This window comes from Streptococcus sp. k-90, assembly GCF_013277565.1.
Lineage (GTDB): Bacteria > Bacillota > Bacilli > Lactobacillales > Streptococcaceae > Streptococcus.
The window spans coordinates 36142-54592 of sequence record NZ_VMNE01000014.1; the positions used below are offsets into that span (position 1 = coordinate 36142).

The 18451-nt window shown below is 40.9% G+C and carries 17 protein-coding genes and 2 tRNA genes; all 19 read left to right on the forward strand.

Going from position 1 to position 18451, the window contains the following annotated elements; all coding sequences use genetic code 11:
• Positions 1–56 precede the first annotated feature (56 nt).
• The 19 genes from HT734_RS04825 (at position 57) to sufB (ending at position 18265) form a co-directional block, all read left to right on the forward strand.
• Positions 57–1199, forward strand: a complete 1143-nt coding sequence (locus tag HT734_RS04825; RefSeq protein WP_061759829.1) for a cysteine desulfurase family protein — start codon at positions 57–59, stop codon at positions 1197–1199.
• Positions 1200–1207: 8 nt separating this feature from the next.
• Positions 1208–2422: a tRNA uracil 4-sulfurtransferase ThiI gene (thiI, locus tag HT734_RS04830; RefSeq protein ID WP_173277113.1), complete on the forward strand. Its 1215-nt coding sequence runs from the start codon at positions 1208–1210 to the stop codon at positions 2420–2422.
• A 136-nt stretch (positions 2423–2558) separates the two neighbouring features.
• Positions 2559–3383 carry an alpha/beta hydrolase gene (locus HT734_RS04835; protein WP_173277111.1) on the forward strand — a complete coding sequence of 275 codons (825 nt, stop codon included), beginning with the start codon at positions 2559–2561 and terminating at the stop codon, positions 3381–3383.
• A gap of 20 nt (positions 3384–3403) precedes the next feature.
• The gene (locus HT734_RS04840; protein WP_173277109.1) at positions 3404–4144 is read left to right on the forward strand and encodes an esterase family protein; all 741 of its coding nucleotides are present in this window, start codon (positions 3404–3406) and stop codon (positions 4142–4144) included.
• A 12-nt stretch (positions 4145–4156) separates the two neighbouring features.
• Positions 4157–5323 (forward strand): ATP-grasp domain-containing protein, encoded by a 1167-nt coding sequence (locus tag HT734_RS04845; protein WP_173277107.1) that lies wholly within the window; start codon positions 4157–4159, stop codon positions 5321–5323.
• A 107-nt stretch (positions 5324–5430) separates the two neighbouring features.
• Positions 5431–6453: a branched-chain amino acid aminotransferase gene (locus HT734_RS04850; protein ID WP_173277105.1), complete on the forward strand. Its 1023-nt coding sequence runs from the start codon at positions 5431–5433 to the stop codon at positions 6451–6453.
• A gap of 22 nt (positions 6454–6475) precedes the next feature.
• Complete coding sequence (locus HT734_RS04855; protein ID WP_077805000.1) at positions 6476–8443, forward strand: peptide ABC transporter substrate-binding protein; 1968 nt, start codon at positions 6476–6478, stop codon at positions 8441–8443.
• 97 nt (positions 8444–8540) lie between these two features.
• On the forward strand, positions 8541–8771 hold the full coding sequence (locus HT734_RS04860; RefSeq protein ID WP_000037113.1) for a DUF2969 domain-containing protein: 231 nt from the start codon (positions 8541–8543) through the stop codon (positions 8769–8771).
• A gap of 49 nt (positions 8772–8820) precedes the next feature.
• Positions 8821–8901 (forward strand) — tRNA-Tyr (locus HT734_RS04865).
• Positions 8902–8910: 9 nt separating this feature from the next.
• Positions 8911–8982 (forward strand) — tRNA-Gln (locus HT734_RS04870).
• Between the two features lie 161 nt (positions 8983–9143).
• Complete coding sequence (gene rpsA, locus HT734_RS04875) at positions 9144–10346, forward strand: 30S ribosomal protein S1 (RefSeq protein WP_001001635.1); 1203 nt, start codon at positions 9144–9146, stop codon at positions 10344–10346.
• Positions 10347–10431: 85 nt separating this feature from the next.
• A complete protein-coding gene (locus HT734_RS04880; protein WP_033680459.1) occupies positions 10432–10929 on the forward strand; it encodes a GAF domain-containing protein in 498 nt (165 codons plus the stop codon).
• Complete coding sequence (gene dnaX / locus HT734_RS04885; RefSeq protein WP_061759836.1) at positions 10929–12584, forward strand: DNA polymerase III subunit gamma/tau; 1656 nt, start codon at positions 10929–10931, stop codon at positions 12582–12584. Before HT734_RS04880 ends, dnaX begins: the two co-directional genes overlap by 1 nt.
• A gap of 27 nt (positions 12585–12611) precedes the next feature.
• Complete coding sequence (locus tag HT734_RS04890) at positions 12612–12806, forward strand: DUF3272 domain-containing protein (protein ID WP_001081602.1); 195 nt, start codon at positions 12612–12614, stop codon at positions 12804–12806.
• A gap of 264 nt (positions 12807–13070) precedes the next feature.
• Positions 13071–13841, forward strand: a complete 771-nt coding sequence (gene sufC / locus HT734_RS04895; RefSeq protein WP_000114489.1) for a Fe-S cluster assembly ATPase SufC — start codon at positions 13071–13073, stop codon at positions 13839–13841.
• Between the two features lie 27 nt (positions 13842–13868).
• Positions 13869–15131, forward strand: coding sequence for a Fe-S cluster assembly protein SufD (sufD, locus tag HT734_RS04900; RefSeq protein ID WP_000159654.1), 1263 nt, complete (start codon positions 13869–13871; stop codon positions 15129–15131).
• A gap of 10 nt (positions 15132–15141) precedes the next feature.
• Positions 15142–16368, forward strand: a complete 1227-nt coding sequence (locus tag HT734_RS04905; RefSeq protein ID WP_173277102.1) for a cysteine desulfurase — start codon at positions 15142–15144, stop codon at positions 16366–16368.
• The gene (sufU, locus tag HT734_RS04910) at positions 16355–16795 is read left to right on the forward strand and encodes a Fe-S cluster assembly sulfur transfer protein SufU (RefSeq protein ID WP_173277100.1); all 441 of its coding nucleotides are present in this window, start codon (positions 16355–16357) and stop codon (positions 16793–16795) included. The genes HT734_RS04905 and sufU overlap by 14 nt, the downstream gene beginning before the upstream one ends.
• A 57-nt stretch (positions 16796–16852) precedes the next feature.
• Positions 16853–18265: a Fe-S cluster assembly protein SufB gene (gene sufB / locus HT734_RS04915; RefSeq protein ID WP_000797048.1), complete on the forward strand. Its 1413-nt coding sequence runs from the start codon at positions 16853–16855 to the stop codon at positions 18263–18265.
• Positions 18266–18451: the final 186 nt, after the last annotated feature.

Sequence of the window (18451 nt, forward strand, 5' to 3'; positions counted from 1 at the left end):
GCAGGCTCCGTTTCATGATACAATAGAAAGAGTGATTTTAGAAAGCGTGAGAAAACATGATTTACTTTGATAATTCAGCGACGACCAAGCCCTATCATGAAGCCATTGAAACCTATATGCAGGTGGCTTCAAAAATTTTAGGAAATCCATCTAGTCTCCATCGTTTGGGAGACCAGGCAACACGAATCTTAGATGCTTCCCGCCAACAGATTGCAGATTTAATCGGTAAGAAAAGCGATGAAATCTTTTTTACCTCTGGTGGGACAGAAGGAGATAATTGGGTCATCAAGGGTGTGGCCTTTGAAAAAGCCAAGTTTGGCAAGCACATCATCGTATCAGCCATTGAACATCCAGCAGTCAAAGAGTCAGCCCTCTGGTTGAAAAGTCAAGGATTTGAAGTGGATTTTGCTCCAGTTGATGAGAAAGGATTTGTGGATGTTGAGGCTCTAGGAGCTTTGATACGACCTGATACAATCCTAATTTCTGTCATGGCTGTAAACAATGAAATCGGCTCGATTCAACCTATTCAAGCTATTTCAGAACTCTTGGCAGACAAGCCGACTATTTCCTTCCACGTTGATGCGGTTCAGGCGCTTGCCAAGATTCCAACTGAAAAGTATCTGACAGAACGAGTGGATTTTGCGACTTTCTCTGGTCACAAGTTCCACGGAGTCCGAGGTGTTGGTTTTGTCTATATAAAGTCTGGCAAGAAGATTACGCCTCTTTTAACAGGTGGTGGTCAGGAGCGTGATTATCGTTCGACAACTGAAAATGTAGCAGGGATTGCAGCGACAGCCAAGGCCCTCCGTTTGTCTATGGGAAAGCTGGACATCTTTACTAGTAAGACAGGACAGATGAAGGCAGTGATTCGCCAAGCCCTTCTGGACTATCCAGATATTTTTGTCTTTTCAGATGAGGAAGACTTTGCCCCTCATATCCTGACTTTTGGAATCAAGGGGGTTCGTGGTGAAGTTATCGTTCACGCCTTTGAAGACTATGATATTTTCATCTCAACGACCTCTGCTTGTTCATCCAAGGCAGGGAAACCTGCCGGCACCTTGATTGCCATGGGAGTGGACAAGGATAAGGCCCAGTCAGCTGTGCGTTTAAGCCTTGACCTAGAAAATGATATGAGTCAGGTCGAGCAGTTTTTGACCAAGCTAAAATTAATTTATAATCAAACTAGAAAAGTAAGATAGGAGCATTTATGCAGTATTCAGAAATTATGATTCGCTATGGAGAATTGTCAACCAAACACAAAAATCGTATGCGTTTCATCAATAAACTTCGTAATAATATTTCAGACGTTTTGTCTATCTATCCCCAAGTTAAGGTAACCGCAGATCGCGACCGTGCCCACGCTTACCTGAATGGAGCTGATTATACCGCAGTAGCAGAATCGCTCAAACAAGTATTTGGAATTCAAAACTTTTCTCCCGTTTATAAAGTCGAAAAGTCTGTGGAAGTTCTTAAGTCTGCTGTCCAAGAGATTATGAAAGAAACCTATAAGGAAGGGATGACCTTTAAAATCACTGGTAAGCGTAGCGACCACACCTTTGAACTTGATAGTCGTGAACTCAATCAAACTCTTGGTAGTGCTGTTTTCAAGGCTATTCCAAACGTGAAAGCTCAGATGAAAAATCCAGATATTAATCTTCAGGTTGAGATTCGTGAGGAAGCAGCTTATATTTCCTATGAAACCTTTCGTGGAGCAGGAGGATTACCTGTGGGAAGTTCTGGTAAAGGCATGCTCATGTTGTCAGGAGGAATTGATTCACCTGTGGCGGGTTATCTAGCTCTTAAACGAGGGGTAGATATTGAGGCAGTTCACTTTGCTAGCCCACCTTACACGAGTCCTGGTGCCCTTAAAAAAGCTCAAGATTTGACTCGTAAATTGACCAAGTTTGGCGGAAATATCCAGTTTATCGAAGTGCCTTTTACAGAGATTCAAGAAGAAATTAAGGCTAAAGCGCCAGAAGCCTATCTTATGACCTTGACACGCCGTTTTATGATGCGGATTACCGATCGTATTCGTGAGGAACGAAATGGTTTGGTTATCATCAATGGGGAAAGTCTTGGTCAAGTAGCTAGTCAGACCTTGGAAAGCATGCAGACTATCAACGCTGTGACCAGCACTCCAGTCATTCGTCCTGTGGTCACTATGGACAAGTTGGAAATCATTGATATTGCCCAAGCAATCGATACCTTTGATATTTCTATCCAGCCTTTTGAAGACTGCTGTACGATTTTTGCACCTGACCGTCCTAAGACAAATCCTAAGATTAAAAATGCAGAGCAGTATGAAAAGCGGATGGATGTTAAGGGCTTAGTTGAGCGAGCAGTGGCAGGGATTATGATTACTGAGATTACACCTCAAACTGAAAAAGATGAAGTCGATGACTTGATTGACAATCTCCTCTAATCAGAAAATCCAAAAGAATTTAGAAAAATAAATGAAAAAGTTAGTTTTTAATCCAAAAATGGAAGCAAAGCTAACTTTTTTTTCTATAATTGTGATATAATAAGATAAAATTTTGAATATAGAGAGTTTTCTGACAATGAATCAATCCTACTTTTATCTAAAAATGAAAGAACACAAACTCAAGGTTCCTTATACAGGCAAGGAGCGCCGTGTACGTGTTCTTCTTCCTAAAGATTATGAAAAAGACACGGATCGTTCCTATCCTGTGGTTTACTTTCATGACGGGCAAAATGTTTTTTATAGCAAGGAGTCCTTCATTGGTCATTCATGGAAGATTATCCCAGCAATTAAGCGTAATCCTGATATAAGTCGTATGATTGTCGTAGCCATTGATAATGATGGTATGGGGCGGATGAATGAGTATGCGGCTTGGAAGTTCCAAGAATCTCCTATCCCAGGACAGCAATTTGGTGGTAAGGGTGTGGAATATGCCGAGTTTGTCATGGAGGTGGTCAAACCTTTTATCGATGAGACCTACCGTACCAAAGCTGATCGCCAGCATACGGCTATGATTGGCTCGTCACTAGGAGGCAATATTACCCAGTTTATCGGACTAGAATACCAAGACCAAATTGGTTGTCTAGGTGTCTTTTCATCTGCTAACTGGCTTCACCAAGATGCCTTTAACCGTTATATCAAGCGCCAGAAACTGTCGCCTGACCAGCGTATCTTCATCTATGTAGGAACAGAAGAAGCAGATGATACAGATAAGACCTTGATGGCTGGTAATATCAAACAAGCCTATATAGACTCGTCGCTACACTATTACCGTGATTTGATAGCAGGGGGAGTTTATTTGGATAATCTAGTCTTGAAAGTTCAGTCTGGTGCCATCCATAGTGAGATTCCTTGGTCGGAAAATTTACCAGATTGTCTCCGTTTTTTTGCAGAGAAATGGTAAGTTAGGAAAGGAGAAAGCCAATGCATATTGAAAACCTTAGCCACTGGAGTGGCCATCTCAACCGTGAAATGTATCTCAACCGTTATGGACATGCTGGGATTCCAGTTGTGGTTTTTGCTTCATCTGGTGGCAGTCACAATGAATACTATGATTTTGGTATGATTGATGCCTGTGCTTCCTTTATAGGGGAAGGTCGTGTCCAGTTCTTCACCCTATCCAGTGTTGACAGTGAGAGCTGGTTGGCTACTTGGAAAAATGGTCACGACCAAGCAGAGATGCACCGTGCCTATGAACGATATGTGATTGAGGAGGCCATTCCTTTTATCAAGCATAAGACAGGTTGGTTTGATGGCATGATGACGACAGGTTGCTCAATGGGCGCCTACCATGCTGTCAACTTTTTCCTCCAACATCCAGATGTCTTTACAAAGGTGATTGCCCTCAGTGGAGTTTACGATGCACGTTTTTTTGTCGGCGATTACTACAATGATGATGCTATTTATCAAAACTCGCCAGTAGATTATATCTGGAATCAGAACGACGGCTGGTTTATTGACCGTTACCGTCAGGCAGAGATTGTGCTGTGTACGGGGCTTGGAGCCTGGGAACAAGACGGTCTACCATCTTTCTACAAGCTTAAAGAAGCCTTTGACCAGAAACAAATCCCAGCCTGGTTTGCTGAATGGGGACACGATGTCGCCCACGACTGGGAATGGTGGCGCAAACAAATGCCTTATTACCTCGGCAATCTCTATTTATAAAAGGAGTTACCTATGAATTACCTTGTTATTTCTCCCTACTATCCGCAAAACTTTCAACAGTTTACCATTGAGCTAGCCAATAAAGGCATTACAGTCTTGGGAATTGGTCAGGAACCTTACGAGCAATTGGATGAACTTTTACGCAATAGCCTGACCGAGTATTTCCGTGTAGATAACCTTGAGAACATAGATGAAGTCAAACGTGCAGCTGCTTTTCTCTTTTATAAACATGGCCCAATTGATCGCATCGAGTCTCATAATGAATACTGGCTTGAGCTGGATGCAACACTCAGAGAACAATTCAATGTCTTTGGTGCCAAACCAGAGGATCTCAAAAAGACGAAATTTAAGTCTGAAATGAAGAAACTTTTCAAAAAAGCAGGTGTCCCTGTGGTACCTGGAGCAGTTATCAAGACGGAAGCAGATGTTGATCAAGCTGTGAAAGAAATCGGCCTTCCAATGATTGCCAAACCTGATAATGGAGTGGGGGCAACGGCCACCTTCAAGCTTGAGACAGAAGACGATATCAATCACTTCAAGCAAGAATGGGACCATTCGACCGTTTATTTCTTTGAGAAATTTGTCACTTCCAGTGAAATTTGTACCTTTGATGGTCTTGTGGACAAGGATGGAAAAATCGTCTTTTCAACGACCTTTGACTACGCCTATACACCACTTGATCTCATGATTTATAAGATGGACAATTCCTATTACGTTCTCAAGGATATGGATCCTAAACTGCGCAAATATGGTGAAGCGATTGTTAAGGAATTTGGTATGAAAGAACGGTTCTTCCATATCGAGTTTTTCCGCGAAGGGGATGATTACATCGCCATTGAGTACAATAACCGTCCTGCAGGTGGTTTCACTATTGATGTTTATAACTTTGCTCATTCCTTGGACCTCTATCGTGGATATGCTGCTATTGTAGCAGGAGAAGAGTTCCCAGCATCAGACTTTGAAGCTCAATATTGTTTAGCTACATCCCGTCGTGCAAATGCTCATTATATCTATTCTGAGGAGGATTTGCTTGACAAATATGGCCAGCAGTTCAAGGTTAAAAAAATCATGCCAGCTGCCTTCGCGGAACTTCAAGGAGATTACCTGTATATGTTGACAACTCCGAGTCGACAAGAAATGGAGCAGATGATTGCAGATTTCGGGCAACGTCAAGAATAAGAACTCTCGTTATTGAAGAAATTTTCTGAAAATTACAAAATATACTTGCTATTTTAGAAAAATAGTGTAGAATATAAGAAATAGATTTTTAGAATAAGGAGTGGAATATGACAGTAACAATTGATTGGGAAAAACTTGGTTTTTCCTATATGAAATTACCTTATCGCTATATTGCTCATTTTAAAAATGGACAATGGGATCAAGGAGAGCTTACAGAGGATGCAACCTTGCATATTTCAGAGTCTTCTCCAAGTCTTCACTATGGACAACAAGCATTTGAAGGTTTGAAAGCTTATCGTACTAAGCATGGCAGTGTTCAACTGTTCCGTCCTGATGAAAATGCTAAACGCTTGCAACGTACCTGTGACCGTCTCTTGATGCCACAAGTTCCAACAGAAATGTTTGTAGAAGCTTGTAAAGCAGTTGTCCGCGCAAATGAAGAATACGTACCACCATACGGAACAGGTGGGACCCTATATCTTCGCCCTCTTTTGATTGGTGTCGGAGATATTATTGGGGTTAAACCAGCAGAGGAATACATTTTCACCATCTTTGCTATGCCAGTTGGAAATTACTTTAAGGGTGGTTTGGTTCCAACCAACTTCTTGATTCAGGATGAATACGACCGTGCCGCTCCAAATGGTACAGGTGCGGCTAAGGTTGGTGGGAACTATGCTGCAAGTCTCTTGCCAGGGAAATTGGCGAAATCACGTCATTTCTCAGATGTTATTTACCTAGACCCATCAACTCATACAAAGATTGAAGAAGTCGGTTCAGCTAACTTCTTTGGAATTACAGCTGACAATGAGTTTGTAACACCATTGAGTCCATCTATCTTGCCATCTATTACTAAGTATTCTTTGCTTTATTTGGCAGAACACCGCTTGGGCTTGACTCCTATTGAGGGAGATGTCCCAATTGATAACCTTGACCGTTTTGTAGAGGCAGGTGCCTGTGGTACAGCAGCAGTTATTTCACCAATTGGTGGAATTCAGCACGGTGATGATTTCCATGTATTCTATAGTGAAACAGAAGTGGGTCCTGTGACTCGTAAACTCTATGATGAATTGACAGGAATTCAGTTTGGTGATATTGAAGCGCCAGAAGGTTGGATTGTAAAAGTAGATTAAAATAAACTAAAGGAGATTTTTTATGAAATCGAAAAAGTGGCTCTTAACAGCAGGAGTAGTCCTGAGCACAACAGCTCTTTTAGTAGCTTGTGGAAAAGCTGATAAAGAAGCAGATGCACCGACAACGTTCTCATATGTCTATGCAGTAGATCCTGCATCTTTGGACTATAGTATAGCGACCCGTACTTCTACAACAGATGTCATCGGGAACGTGGTTGATGGTTTGATGGAAAACGACCAATACGGAAATGTTATTCCTTCCCTGGCTGAAGATTGGTCTGTCTCAAAAGATGGTTTGACTTATACCTATAAACTACGTAAAGGGGTTAAATGGTACACTTCAGAAGGTGAAGAATACGCAGAAGTAACAGCCCATGACTTTGTAACAGGATTGAAACACGTAGCTGACGGTAAGTCAGACGGTGTCTCTCTCATCCAAAATTCAATTAAGGGCTTGGATGCCTACATGACTGGTGAGACGAATGATTTCTCTACAGTTGGTGTCAAAGCCTTGGACGATTACACAGTTGAATATACTCTAAACAAACCAGAAAGCTTCTGGAACTCTAAAGTTACAACAGCGACGATGTTGCCAGTAAATGAAGAGTTTTTGAAGGCATCAGGTAAAGATTATGGAGCAGTTACTCCAGCAGGGATTCTCTACAATGGTCCTTATATCTTGAAGACCTTGACGTCTAAATCGTTGATCGAATACGAGAAAAATCCAAACTACTGGGATAAAGAAAAGGTAAAAATCGAGAAGATCAAATTGACTTACTACGATGGTTCAGATCAGGAATCCTTGATTCGTAGCTTCTCTTCTGGTGCTTATACGACAGCCCGTCTCTTCCCAAGTAGCTCAAACTTTGCTTCAACTTTGGAACAATACGGAGATAAAATTACTTATAGCCCACAGGATTCAAGTAGCTATTACTTCACCTTTAACGTAAATCGTCAGTCATACAATAAAACTGCGAAAACAAGTGAAGAGCAAAAGACTTCTACTAAAGAAGCTATGCTGAATAAGGACTTCCGTCAGGCTATCAACTTTGCCTTCAACCGCCATTCTTATGCTGCTCAGCTAAATGGTGAAGACGGTGCGGACAAGATTATTCGTAACAGTCTCGTTCCAGATAACTTTGTGCAAGCAGGTGGTAAGAACTTTGGCCAAATAGCTCAAGCAGAGTTGGTAAACTATGGCGACCAATGGAAAGGTGTTGAGCTAGTCGATGGTAAGGATTCTATCTACAACCCCGACAAGGCTAAAGCAGCCTTTGAAAAAGCTAAGAAAGACTTGGAATCTAAAGGGGTAAGCTTCCCAATTCACTTGGATGTCCCGGTTGAACAAACAGATACTATCGCCGTTCAACAAAGCAACTCTTTCAAACAGTCTATTGAATCAACTCTTGGTGCTGAAAATGTTGTCATCGATGTACTTCAAATGACAGATAATGAAAAAGAAACGATTACATCACAAGCGCGTGTTCCTTCTCAAAAAGACTATGATTTGAATAGTACAGGATGGGCTCCAAGTTATCAAGACCCAGCATCTTATTTGAATATCATGGATCCTAAATCAGGTTCTGCTATGAAACACCTTGGTATTACTAAAGGAAAAGATAAGGATGTTGTAGCGAAACTTGGTTTGGACCAATATAAGAAATTATTGGATGATGCCGATTCAGAAACTACGAATCTTGAAGAGCGCTATGAAAAATATGCCAAGGCTCAAGCTTGGTTGACAGATAGTTCATTATTGATGCCAACAGCTTCATCTGGTGGTTCTCCAGTTGTAAGTAATGTAGTGCCATTCTCAAAACCATACTCACAAGTTGGTATTAAGGGTGACCCATATATCTTTAAAGGAATGAAATTGCAAAAAGATATCGTTACGACAAAAGAATATGAAGAAGCACTGAAAAAATGGCAAAAAGAAAAATTGGAATCAAATGGTAAGTACCAAAAAGAACTAGAAAAACATATTAAATAAAGCAGAAAACTCTATATCAGACAAGCCTGATGTAGAGTTTTTTCTTGCTAGTTTTAGGATTTTCTTGTAAAATAGAAAAAGTGAAGAGAGGTATGAAATGAGCAAGAAAGATAAAAAAATTGAAATTCAAGTAGCAGATGCCAAAGTTAATGTTGGTAAAGACAGTTTTGAAGGTTATACATTGACTATCGGTAAAAAAGTTATCGGAGAAATTGCCGAATTAGACGGACAATTTGCCATCATAAAGAATGGGAATGTCGATAGTTTTTATAAAAAATTGGAAAAAGCTGTGGAGATTTTGATTGAAAATTATAATTTAGCAAAATAAGTCTTGTTTTTTTGAAATTTTCATGATATAATAGTCCATGTTGATTGTAGGAGAGATAGCGAAGAGGCTAAACGCGGCGGACTGTAAATCCGCTCCTTCGGGTTCGGGGGTTCGAATCCCTCTCTCTCCATTTCATCAATGGGGTATAGCCAAGCGGTAAGGCAAGGGACTTTGACTCCCTCATGCGTTGGTTCGAATCCAGCTACCCCAGTTCTTAGGTAATGATCAAGATAAAAAGCAAAATATCTTAGGGTATTTTATTTTTATAATTGAAAGACGTGAACGATATAAACATGTCCTTGCGGGTGCTTAGGAAAAAAATTATAAGTATGTCAAGTTTAAGAAAAGCTTGATTGTTGGAGGATTTTTTAGATGAACGAATTTGAAGATTTGCTAAATAGCGTTAGCCAAGTTGAGACTGGTGATGTTGTTAGTGCTGAAGTATTGACAGTTGATGCGACTCAAGCTAACGTTGCAATCTCTGGAACTGGTGTTGAAGGTGTCTTGACTCTTCGCGAATTGACAAACGATCGCGATGCAGATATCAATGACTTTGTTAAAGTAGGAGAAGTATTGGATGTTCTTGTACTTCGTCAAGTAGTTGGTAAAGATACTGATACAGTTACATACCTTGTATCTAAAAAACGCCTTGAAGCTCGCAAAGCATGGGACAAACTTGTTGGTCGCGAAGAAGAAGTTGTTACTGTTAAGGGAACTCGTGCCGTTAAAGGTGGACTTTCAGTAGAATTTGAAGGTGTTCGTGGATTCATCCCAGCTTCAATGCTGGATACTCGTTTCGTACGTAACACTGAGCGTTTTGTAGGTCAAGAATTTGATGCTAAAATCAAAGAAGTTGACGCTAAAGAAAACCGCTTCATCCTTTCACGTCGTGAAGTTGTTGAAGCAACTACAGCAGCAGCTCGTGCTGAAGTATTCGGTAAATTGGCTGTTGGTGATGTAGTAACTGGTAAAGTTGCACGTATCACAAGCTTCGGTGCTTTCATCGACCTTGGTGGTGTTGACGGATTGGTTCACTTGACTGAATTGTCACATGAACGTAACGTTTCACCAAAATCAGTTGTAACTGTTGGTGAAGAAATTGAAGTGAAAATCCTTGATCTTAACGAAGAAGAAGGACGCGTATCACTTTCACTTAAAGCAACAACACCTGGACCATGGGATGGCGTTGAGCAAAAATTGGCTAAAGGTGATGTAGTTGAAGGAACAGTTAAACGTTTGACTGACTTTGGTGCATTTGTTGAAGTATTGCCAGGTATCGATGGACTTGTTCACGTATCACAAATTTCACACAAACGTATTGAAAATCCAAAAGAAGCTCTTAAAGTTGGTCAAGAAGTTCAAGTTAAAGTTCTTGAAGTTAACGCAGATGCAGAGCGCGTATCACTTTCTATCAAAGCTCTTGAAGAGCGTCCAGCTCAAGAAGAAGGACAAAAAGAAGAAAAACGTGCTGCTCGTCCACGTCGTCCAAAACGTCAAGAAAAACGTGATTTCGAACTTCCAGAAACACAAACAGGATTCTCAATGGCTGACTTGTTCGGTGATATCGAACTTTAATCAAATTGAAAATTTACAAAATCCTTTGTTTCCTAAACAAGGGATTTTTCTTTTGTCTGTAAGCCTTTTTTGATATAATAGTTCTATGTTAGAATCAGAAAAACAATCACGTTATCAAATGTTAAATGAAGAGCTCTCTTTTTTATTGGATGGTGAAACCAATGTTTTGGCTAATCTTTCCAACGCCAGTGCTCTTCTAAAATCACGCTTTCCTAATACCGTATTCTCAGGCTTTTATCTGTTCGATGGAGAGGAATTGATTTTAGGTCCCTTCCAAGGCGGTGTTTCCTGCATCCGTATTGCACTAGGCAAGGGTGTTTGTGGGGAGGCAGCTCACTTTCAGGAAACTGTTCTGGTTGGAGATGTGACGACTTATCCCAACTATATTTCTTGTGATAGTCGGGCTAAAAGTGAAATTGTGGTGCCCATGATAAAGAATGGTCAACTACTTGGAGTTCTGGATCTGGATTCTTCAGAGATTGATGATTATGATGATCTGGATCGAGATTATTTGGAACAATTTGTCGCTATTTTGCTTGAAAAGACAGAATGGGACTTTACAATGTTTGGGGAGAAAGCCTAATGTATCAAGCACTTTATCGAAAATATAGAAGTCAAAATTTCTCCCAGTTGGTTGGTCAAGAAGTTGTGGCTAAGACTCTTAAACAAGCAGTGGAGCAAGAGAAAATAAGTCATGCCTATCTTTTTTCAGGTCCTCGTGGAACAGGAAAAACCAGTGTAGCTAAGATTTTTGCCAAAGCTATGAACTGTCCAAATCAAGTTGGTGGTGAACCTTGTAATAACTGTTATATTTGTCAGGCAGTGACGGACGGTAGTTTAGAAGATGTCATTGAAATGGATGCGGCCTCTAATAATGGGGTAGATGAAATTCGTGAAATTCGTGATAAATCTACCTACGCCCCTAGCCTTGCTCGCTATAAGGTTTATATCATAGATGAGGTTCACATGCTGTCTACAGGGGCTTTCAATGCCCTCCTAAAGACTCTGGAAGAGCCAACACAGAATGTGGTCTTTATTTTGGCCACTACTGAATTGCACAAGATTCCTGCCACTATTCTATCTCGTGTACAACGTTTTGAATTTAAATCAATTAAGACACAGGATATTAAGGAACATATCCACTATATCTTAGAAAAAGAAAATATCAGTTCTGAACCAGAGGCTGTGGAAATCATTGCCAGACGGGCTGAAGGTGGGATGCGGGATGCCTTGTCAATTTTGGATCAAGCCCTGAGTTTGACACAAGGAAATGAATTGACGACTGCCATCTCTGAAGAAATTACTGGCACCATTAGCCTATCAGCCTTGGATGATTATGTGGCCGCCTTGTCTCAACAGGATGTTCCCAAGGCTTTGTCTTGCTTGAATCTTCTTTTTGAGAATGGTAAGAGCATGACTCGTTTTGTGACCGACCTTTTACACTATTTAAGAGACTTGTTAATTGTTCAAACAGGTGGTGAAAACACTCATCATAGTGCAGTCTTTGTTGAGAATTTGGCACTTCCTCAGGAAAATCTGTTTGAAATGATTCGCTTAGCGACAGTGAGTTTAGCAGATATTAAGTCTAGTTTGCAGCCCAAGATTTATGCTGAGATGATGACCATCCGTTTGGCGGATATTAAGCCTGAACCAGCTCTTTCTGGGGCGGTTGAACATGAAATTGATTCGCTGAGACAGGAAGTGCTACGTCTCAAACAAGAACTCGCAAATGTGGGAGCTGTACCCAAGCCAACTAGTCCAGCCCCTAGTCGCCCAGCAGCAAGTAAGACAATCTATCGTGTGGATCGCAATAAAGTTCAATCTATCTTACAAGAGGCTGTTGAAAATCCTGATTTAGCACGTCAAAATCTGATTCGTTTACAAAATGCCTGGGGAGAGGTAATTGAAAGTCTTGGAGGGCCTGATAAGGCTCTGTTAGTTGGATCTCAACCGGTTGCGGCCAATGAACATCATGCCATTCTTGCTTTTGAGTCTAACTTCAATGCTGGTCAAACCATGAAACGAGACAATCTTAACACCATGTTTGGCAACATCCTCAGTCAGGCAGCAGGTTTTTCACCTGAGATTTTAGCCATTTCCATGGAGGAATGGAAAGAAGTTCGCGCAGCCTTTTCAGCTAAAGCTAAATCTTCTCAAGTTGAAAAAGAAGCAGAAGAAAGTTTGATACCAGAAGGATTTGAATTTTTAGCTGATAAAGTGAAGGTAGAGGAAGACTAAAGAAAGATTTCATGATACAATAAGTTTATGAATAGACAACAATTTATTATCATCGCGCTGTTTACAGCTGCTGAGACCTATTTTTTTAATGAAGCCTGGATGACTGGTCGCTATATTATGGCAGCCTTTTGGGCTATTTTACTATTTAGAAACTTTAGAGTTAGTTACTTGATGGGCAAGATTGTAGATGTTATTGACCAACATTTAAAAGGAAAAGACTAGTCCTCAGCTTCTAGACAAAATCAAAGCCTTTTAGGCTTTTTTTTGTTATACTATAAAAGTATATTTATTGACCTTTTATACTCTTCGAAAATCTCTTCAAACCACATCAGCTTTATCTGCAACCTCAAAGCGGTGCTTTGAGCAACCTGCGGCTAGCTTTCTAGTTTGCTCTTTGATTTTCAGTGAGTATTAACGTATTTTCTAGGGAAATCAAGTATGTTTCTAGTAAGCACTGTAAAGGTCTTGAAAAAGAAAGGAACTATCATGTCAGTATTAGAGATCAAAGATCTTCACGTTGAGATTGAAGGAAAAGAAATTTTAAAAGGGGTTAACCTGACCCTGAAAACAGGCGAAATCGCCGCTATCATGGGGCCAAATGGTACGGGTAAATCGACTCTTTCTGCCGCTATCATGGGAAATCCAAACTATGAAGTTACCAAAGGTGAAGTCTTGTTTGATGGAGTAAACATTCTTGAATTGGAAGTGGACGAGCGTGCGCGTATGGGACTTTTCCTTGCTATGCAATACCCATCTGAAATTCCTGGAATTACCAATGCTGAGTTTCTTCGTGCAGCCATGAATGCTGGTAAAGAAGATGATGAGAAGATTTCAGTTCGTGAGTTTATTACTAAACTAGACGAGAAGATGGAACTGCTCAACATGAAAGAAGAAATGGCAGAGCGTTACCTCAACGAAGGTTTCTCTGGTGGTGAGAAAAAACGTAATGAAATTCTTCAACTTTTGATGTTGGAACCAACATTTGCCCTTTTGGATGAGATTGACTCTGGTCTTGATATTGACGCTCTTAAAGTCGTATCGAAAGGTGTTAATGCCATGCGTGGTGAAGGTTTTGGTGCTATGATTATCACTCACTACCAACGTCTTTTGAACTACATCACACCTGATGTGGTACACGTGATGATGGAAGGTCGTGTTGTCCTTTCTGGTGGTCCAGAATTGGCTGCGCGTTTGGAACGTGAAGGATACGCAAAACTAGCTGAAGAACTTGGCTACGACTACAAGGAAGAATTGTAATTCCCTCGTATCTTTTAGGAGAAGTAAATGACTAAAGAAAATATTAAACTTTTTTCAGAAATGCACGCTGAACCAAGCTGGTTGGCTGACCTCCGTCAAAAAGCTTTTGATAAGATTGAGAGCCTAGAATTACCAGTTATTGAGCGTGTCAAATTCCACCGTTGGAATCTGGGTGATGGAACGATTACAGAAAGTGAGCCATCAGCAAATGTTCCAGATTTCACTGCACTAGATAACCACTTGAAGTTGGTGCAAGTAGGTACTCAAACTGTTTTTGAACAAATTCCAGTTGAGTTGGCTGAACAAGGTGTCGTCTTTACAGACTTCCACTCAGCTTTAGAAGAAATTCCAGAGCTGATCGAAGAATTCTTCATGTCATCTGTTAAGTATGACGATGATAAATTAGCAGCCTACCATACAGCTTATTTCAATAGTGGTGCTGTTCTCTACATTCCTGATAATGTTGAAATTAAAGAGCCAATCGAAGGAATTTTCTACCAAGATAGTGATAGTGATGTGCCGTTTAACAAGCATATTATGATTATCGCTGGTAAGAACAGTAAAATTAGCTATCTTGAACGTTTGGAATCTCGTGGTGAGGGTAGTGCCAAAGCAACTGCCAATATCACTGTAGAAGTCATTGCTCGTTCAGGTGCGCAAGTGAAGTTTGCGGCTATCGATCGTCTAGGTGAAAACGTCACTGCCTACATTAGCCGTCGTGGTAAATTAGGCAACGATGCGAGTATTGACTGGGCAATCGGTGTCATGAACGAAGGGAATGTCGTTGCTGACTTTGATAGTGACTTGATTGGTAACGGTAGCCATGCGGATCTGAAAGTCGTAGCTCTTTCAAGTGGCCGTCAGGTACAAGGGATTGACACCCGAGTAACTAACTATGGTTGCAACTCAATCGGAAATATCCTACAACATGGGGTTATTCTTGAAAAAGCAACTTTGACCTTCAATGGTATTGGCCACATCATCAAGGGTGCCAAGGGAGCTGATGCGCAACAAGAAAGCCGTGTTCTCATGCTTTCAGACCAAGCGCGTTCAGATGCTAATCCAATACTTTTGATTGACGAAAATGATGTTACTGCAGGTCACGCAGCTTCTATCGGTCAGGTAGATCCAGAAGATATGTACTACCTCATGAGCCGTGGTTTGGACAAGGCAACTGCAGAACGCTTGGTTGTTCGTGGTTTCCTTGGCTCCGTTATCGTTGAGATTCCAGTTAAGGAAGTGCGTGATGAAATGATTGCAACTATTGAAGAAAAATTGTCAAAACGCTAAGGGGAAGCCTATGTTAGATGTAGAAGCGATTCGCAAGGATTTTCCAATTTTAGACCAGATTGTTAATGATGAACCACTGGTCTATTTGGACAATGCTGCGACGACACAAAAACCACTAGCAGTTCTGGAGACGATTAACCGCTACTATGAACAGGATAATGCCAATGTTCACCGTGGCGTTCATACCTTGGCAGAAAGGGCGACAGCTTCTTATGAAGCTGCTCGTGAAACCATTGCTAAGTTTATCAATGCAGGTTCTACAAAGGAAGTTCTCTTTACCAGAGGAACGACAACCAGTCTTAACTGGGTAGCGCGTTATGCAGAGGAAGTCTTGACTGAGGGAGACCAGGTTTTGATTTCTGTCATGGAACACCATTCTAATATCATTCCTTGGCAGGAAGCCTGCCGCAAGACTGGGGCAGAGCTTGTCTATGTCTATCTCAAGGATGGAGCTCTGGATATGGAGGATTTGCGAGCTAAAGTGACTGATAGAGTCAAGTTTGTCTCCCTAGCTCACGCTTCAAATGTTCTGGGTGTTGTCAATCCAATCAAAGAAATCACTCAATTAGCCCACCAAGTTGGAGCCATTATGGTGGTGGATGGTGCTCAGTCTACACCTCATATGAAGATTGATGTCAAGGACTTGGATGTGGACTTCTTTGCTTTTTCAGGTCACAAGATGACAGGTCCGACTGGTATCGGTGTTCTTTACGGCAAAAAAAAGTATCTTGAGCAAATGTCACCAGTTGAATTTGGCGGTGAGATGATTGATTTCGTCTATGAGCAATCTGCTAGTTGGAAGGAATTGCCTTGGAAATTCGAGGCTGGAACTCCTAACATGGCAGGTGCAATCGGACTTGCTGCTGCAGTAGATTATCTTGAAAAGATTGGTATGGATGCAATTGAAGCCCATGAACAGGAATTGATTGCATACGTTTATCCAAAACTGCAGGCTATCGAAGGTTTGACCATTTACGGTTCACAGGACTTGGCTCAACGTTCAGGTGTCATTGCCTTTAACCTAGGAGATCTCCATCCTCACGACCTTGCGACTGCTTTGGATTATGAAGGAGTGGCTGTTCGTGCGGGTCACCACTGCGCCCAACCCTTGCTTCAGTATTTGGATGTTCCAGCAACAGCTCGCGCAAGTTTTTATATCTACAATACCAAGGCAGATTGCGACAAGCTAGTCGATGCTTTACAAAAGACAAAGGAGTTTTTCAATGTCACTTTCTAAACTAGATAGCCTTTATATGGCAGTGGTAGCGGACCATTCGAAAAATCCACATCACCAAGGAAAGTTGGAAGATGCTGAGCAAATCAGTCTCAACAACCCAACCTGTGGAGATGTCATCAATCTCTCTGTCAAGTTTGATGCAGAAGATCGATTGGAGGATATCGCTTTTCTAAACTCAGGCTGTACCATCTCAACAGCCTCTGCTAGTATGATGACAGATGCAGTTTTGGGAAAGACCAAACAAGAAATCTTAGAACTTGCGACTATTTTTTCTGAGATGGTTCAAGGGCAAAAAGATGAACGCCAAGACAAACTAAGCGATGCAGCCTTCTTGTCAGGTGTTGCCAAATTTCCTCAACGAATCAAGTGTGCAACCCTAGCTTGGAATGCCCTGAAGAAAACAATTGAAAATCAAGAAAATAAGTAAGGCAAGTTTCTTTTGCCTTATGAATCAGTAGAAATGAAGAATGAAAGAAAGGATATTATGGCTGAAGAAAGAGTAGAACCAAAACCAATTGACCTTGGTGAGTATAAATTTGGTTTCCATGATGATGTAGAGCCTGTCCTATCGACAGGAAAAGGATTGAATGAAGATGTCATTCGTGAACTATCAGCTGCAAAGGGAGAACCTGAGTGGATGTTAGAATTCCGTTTGAAGTCTTATGAAACCTTCAAAAAAATGCCCATGCAAACTTGGGGAGCAGACTTGTCAGAGATTGATTTTGATGACTTGATTTACTACCAAAAACCATCTGATAAACCAGCTCGTTCATGGGATGACGTTCCTGAAAAAATCAAAGAAACCTTTGAACGTATTGGGATTCCAGAAGCTGAGCGTGCTTATCTAGCTGGTGCCTCTGCTCAGTATGAGTCAGAAGTGGTTTACCACAACATGAAGGAAGAGTTCCAGAAATTGGGGATTATCTTTACAGATACGGATTCTGCCCTCAAGGAATACCCAGACTTGTTTAAACAATACTTTGCTAAGTTGGTACCGCCAACAGATAACAAGTTGGCTGCCCTTAACTCAGCAGTATGGTCTGGTGGAACCTTTATCTATGTACCAAAAGGTGTAAAAGTGGATATTCCACTTCAAACTTACTTCCGTATCAATAACGAAAATACAGGTCAGTTTGAACGTACCTTGATTATCGTTGATGAGGGAGCAAGTGTTCACTATGTTGAAGGATGTACAGCACCGACTTATTCAAGTAACAGCTTGCACGCTGCCATTGTAGAGATCTTTGCTTTGGATGGAGCTTACATGCGTTATACGACTATCCAAAACTGGTCTGATAACGTCTATAACTTGGTAACAAAACGTGCTAAAGCCTTGAAAGATGCGACTGTTGAGTGGATCGATGGAAACTTGGGTGCTAAAACAACCATGAAATACCCATCTGTTTACCTAGATGGAGAAGGTGCGCGTGGTACTATGCTTTCTATTGCCTTTGCTAATGCAGGGCAACACCAGGACACTGGTGCCAAGATGATTCACAATGCTCCACATACAAGCTCGTCTATCGTGTCTAAATCCATCGCTAAAGGTGGAGGAAAGGTTGACTATCGTGGACAAGTAACCTTTAATAAAAACTCTAAGAAATCTGTTTCTCACATCGAGTGTGATACCATTATCATGGATGACTTGTCAGCATCAGATACTATTCCATTTAATGAAATTCACAACTCGCAGGTTGCTTTGGAACACGAAGCTAAAGTATCTAAGATTTCAGAAGAACAGCTCTATTACCTCATGAGTCGTGGGTTGTCAGAATCTGAGGCAACTGAGATGATTGTTATGGGATTTGTAGAACCTTTCACAAAAGAACTTCCAATGGAGTATGCTGTTGAGCTGAACCGCTTGATTAGCTACGAAATGGAAGGATCAGTTGGGTAAAATTTGTTTTTAGATTTATTCAAAATCAATGTCTTTTAAGATGAATTTGTAACAAAGAGAGACTGAGCAAAAAGATTTTAAAAATAGAAAATGCATAATATCAGGTGATCAAAAAACTAGATATTATGCGTTTTATTGTGTGAGCCGATTTATTGTATTTTCAGAATGAACTGCACCCCAAAAGTT

Excerpts from the sequence above, each read along its gene's own strand:
- HT734_RS04825 (WP_061759829.1), top strand. The coding sequence starts at position 57 with ATGATTTACTTTGATAATTCAGCGACGACCAAGCCCTATCATGAAGCC.
- thiI (WP_173277113.1), top strand. The coding sequence starts at position 1,208 with ATGCAGTATTCAGAAATTATGATTCGCTATGGAGAATTGTCAACCAAA.
- HT734_RS04835 (WP_173277111.1), top strand. The coding sequence starts at position 2,559 with ATGAATCAATCCTACTTTTATCTAAAAATGAAAGAACACAAACTCAAG.
- HT734_RS04840 (WP_173277109.1), top strand. The coding sequence starts at position 3,404 with ATGCATATTGAAAACCTTAGCCACTGGAGTGGCCATCTCAACCGTGAA.
- HT734_RS04845 (WP_173277107.1), top strand. The coding sequence starts at position 4,157 with ATGAATTACCTTGTTATTTCTCCCTACTATCCGCAAAACTTTCAACAG.
- HT734_RS04850 (WP_173277105.1), top strand. The coding sequence starts at position 5,431 with ATGACAGTAACAATTGATTGGGAAAAACTTGGTTTTTCCTATATGAAA.
- HT734_RS04855 (WP_077805000.1), top strand. The coding sequence starts at position 6,476 with ATGAAATCGAAAAAGTGGCTCTTAACAGCAGGAGTAGTCCTGAGCACA.
- HT734_RS04860 (WP_000037113.1), top strand. The coding sequence starts at position 8,541 with ATGAGCAAGAAAGATAAAAAAATTGAAATTCAAGTAGCAGATGCCAAA.
- rpsA (WP_001001635.1), top strand. The coding sequence starts at position 9,144 with ATGAACGAATTTGAAGATTTGCTAAATAGCGTTAGCCAAGTTGAGACT.
- HT734_RS04880 (WP_033680459.1), top strand. The coding sequence starts at position 10,432 with ATGTTAGAATCAGAAAAACAATCACGTTATCAAATGTTAAATGAAGAG.
- dnaX (WP_061759836.1), top strand. The coding sequence starts at position 10,929 with ATGTATCAAGCACTTTATCGAAAATATAGAAGTCAAAATTTCTCCCAG.
- HT734_RS04890 (WP_001081602.1), top strand. The coding sequence starts at position 12,612 with ATGAATAGACAACAATTTATTATCATCGCGCTGTTTACAGCTGCTGAG.
- sufC (WP_000114489.1), top strand. The coding sequence starts at position 13,071 with ATGTCAGTATTAGAGATCAAAGATCTTCACGTTGAGATTGAAGGAAAA.
- sufD (WP_000159654.1), top strand. The coding sequence starts at position 13,869 with ATGACTAAAGAAAATATTAAACTTTTTTCAGAAATGCACGCTGAACCA.
- HT734_RS04905 (WP_173277102.1), top strand. The coding sequence starts at position 15,142 with ATGTTAGATGTAGAAGCGATTCGCAAGGATTTTCCAATTTTAGACCAG.
- sufU (WP_173277100.1), top strand. The coding sequence starts at position 16,355 with ATGTCACTTTCTAAACTAGATAGCCTTTATATGGCAGTGGTAGCGGAC.
- sufB (WP_000797048.1), top strand. The coding sequence starts at position 16,853 with ATGGCTGAAGAAAGAGTAGAACCAAAACCAATTGACCTTGGTGAGTAT.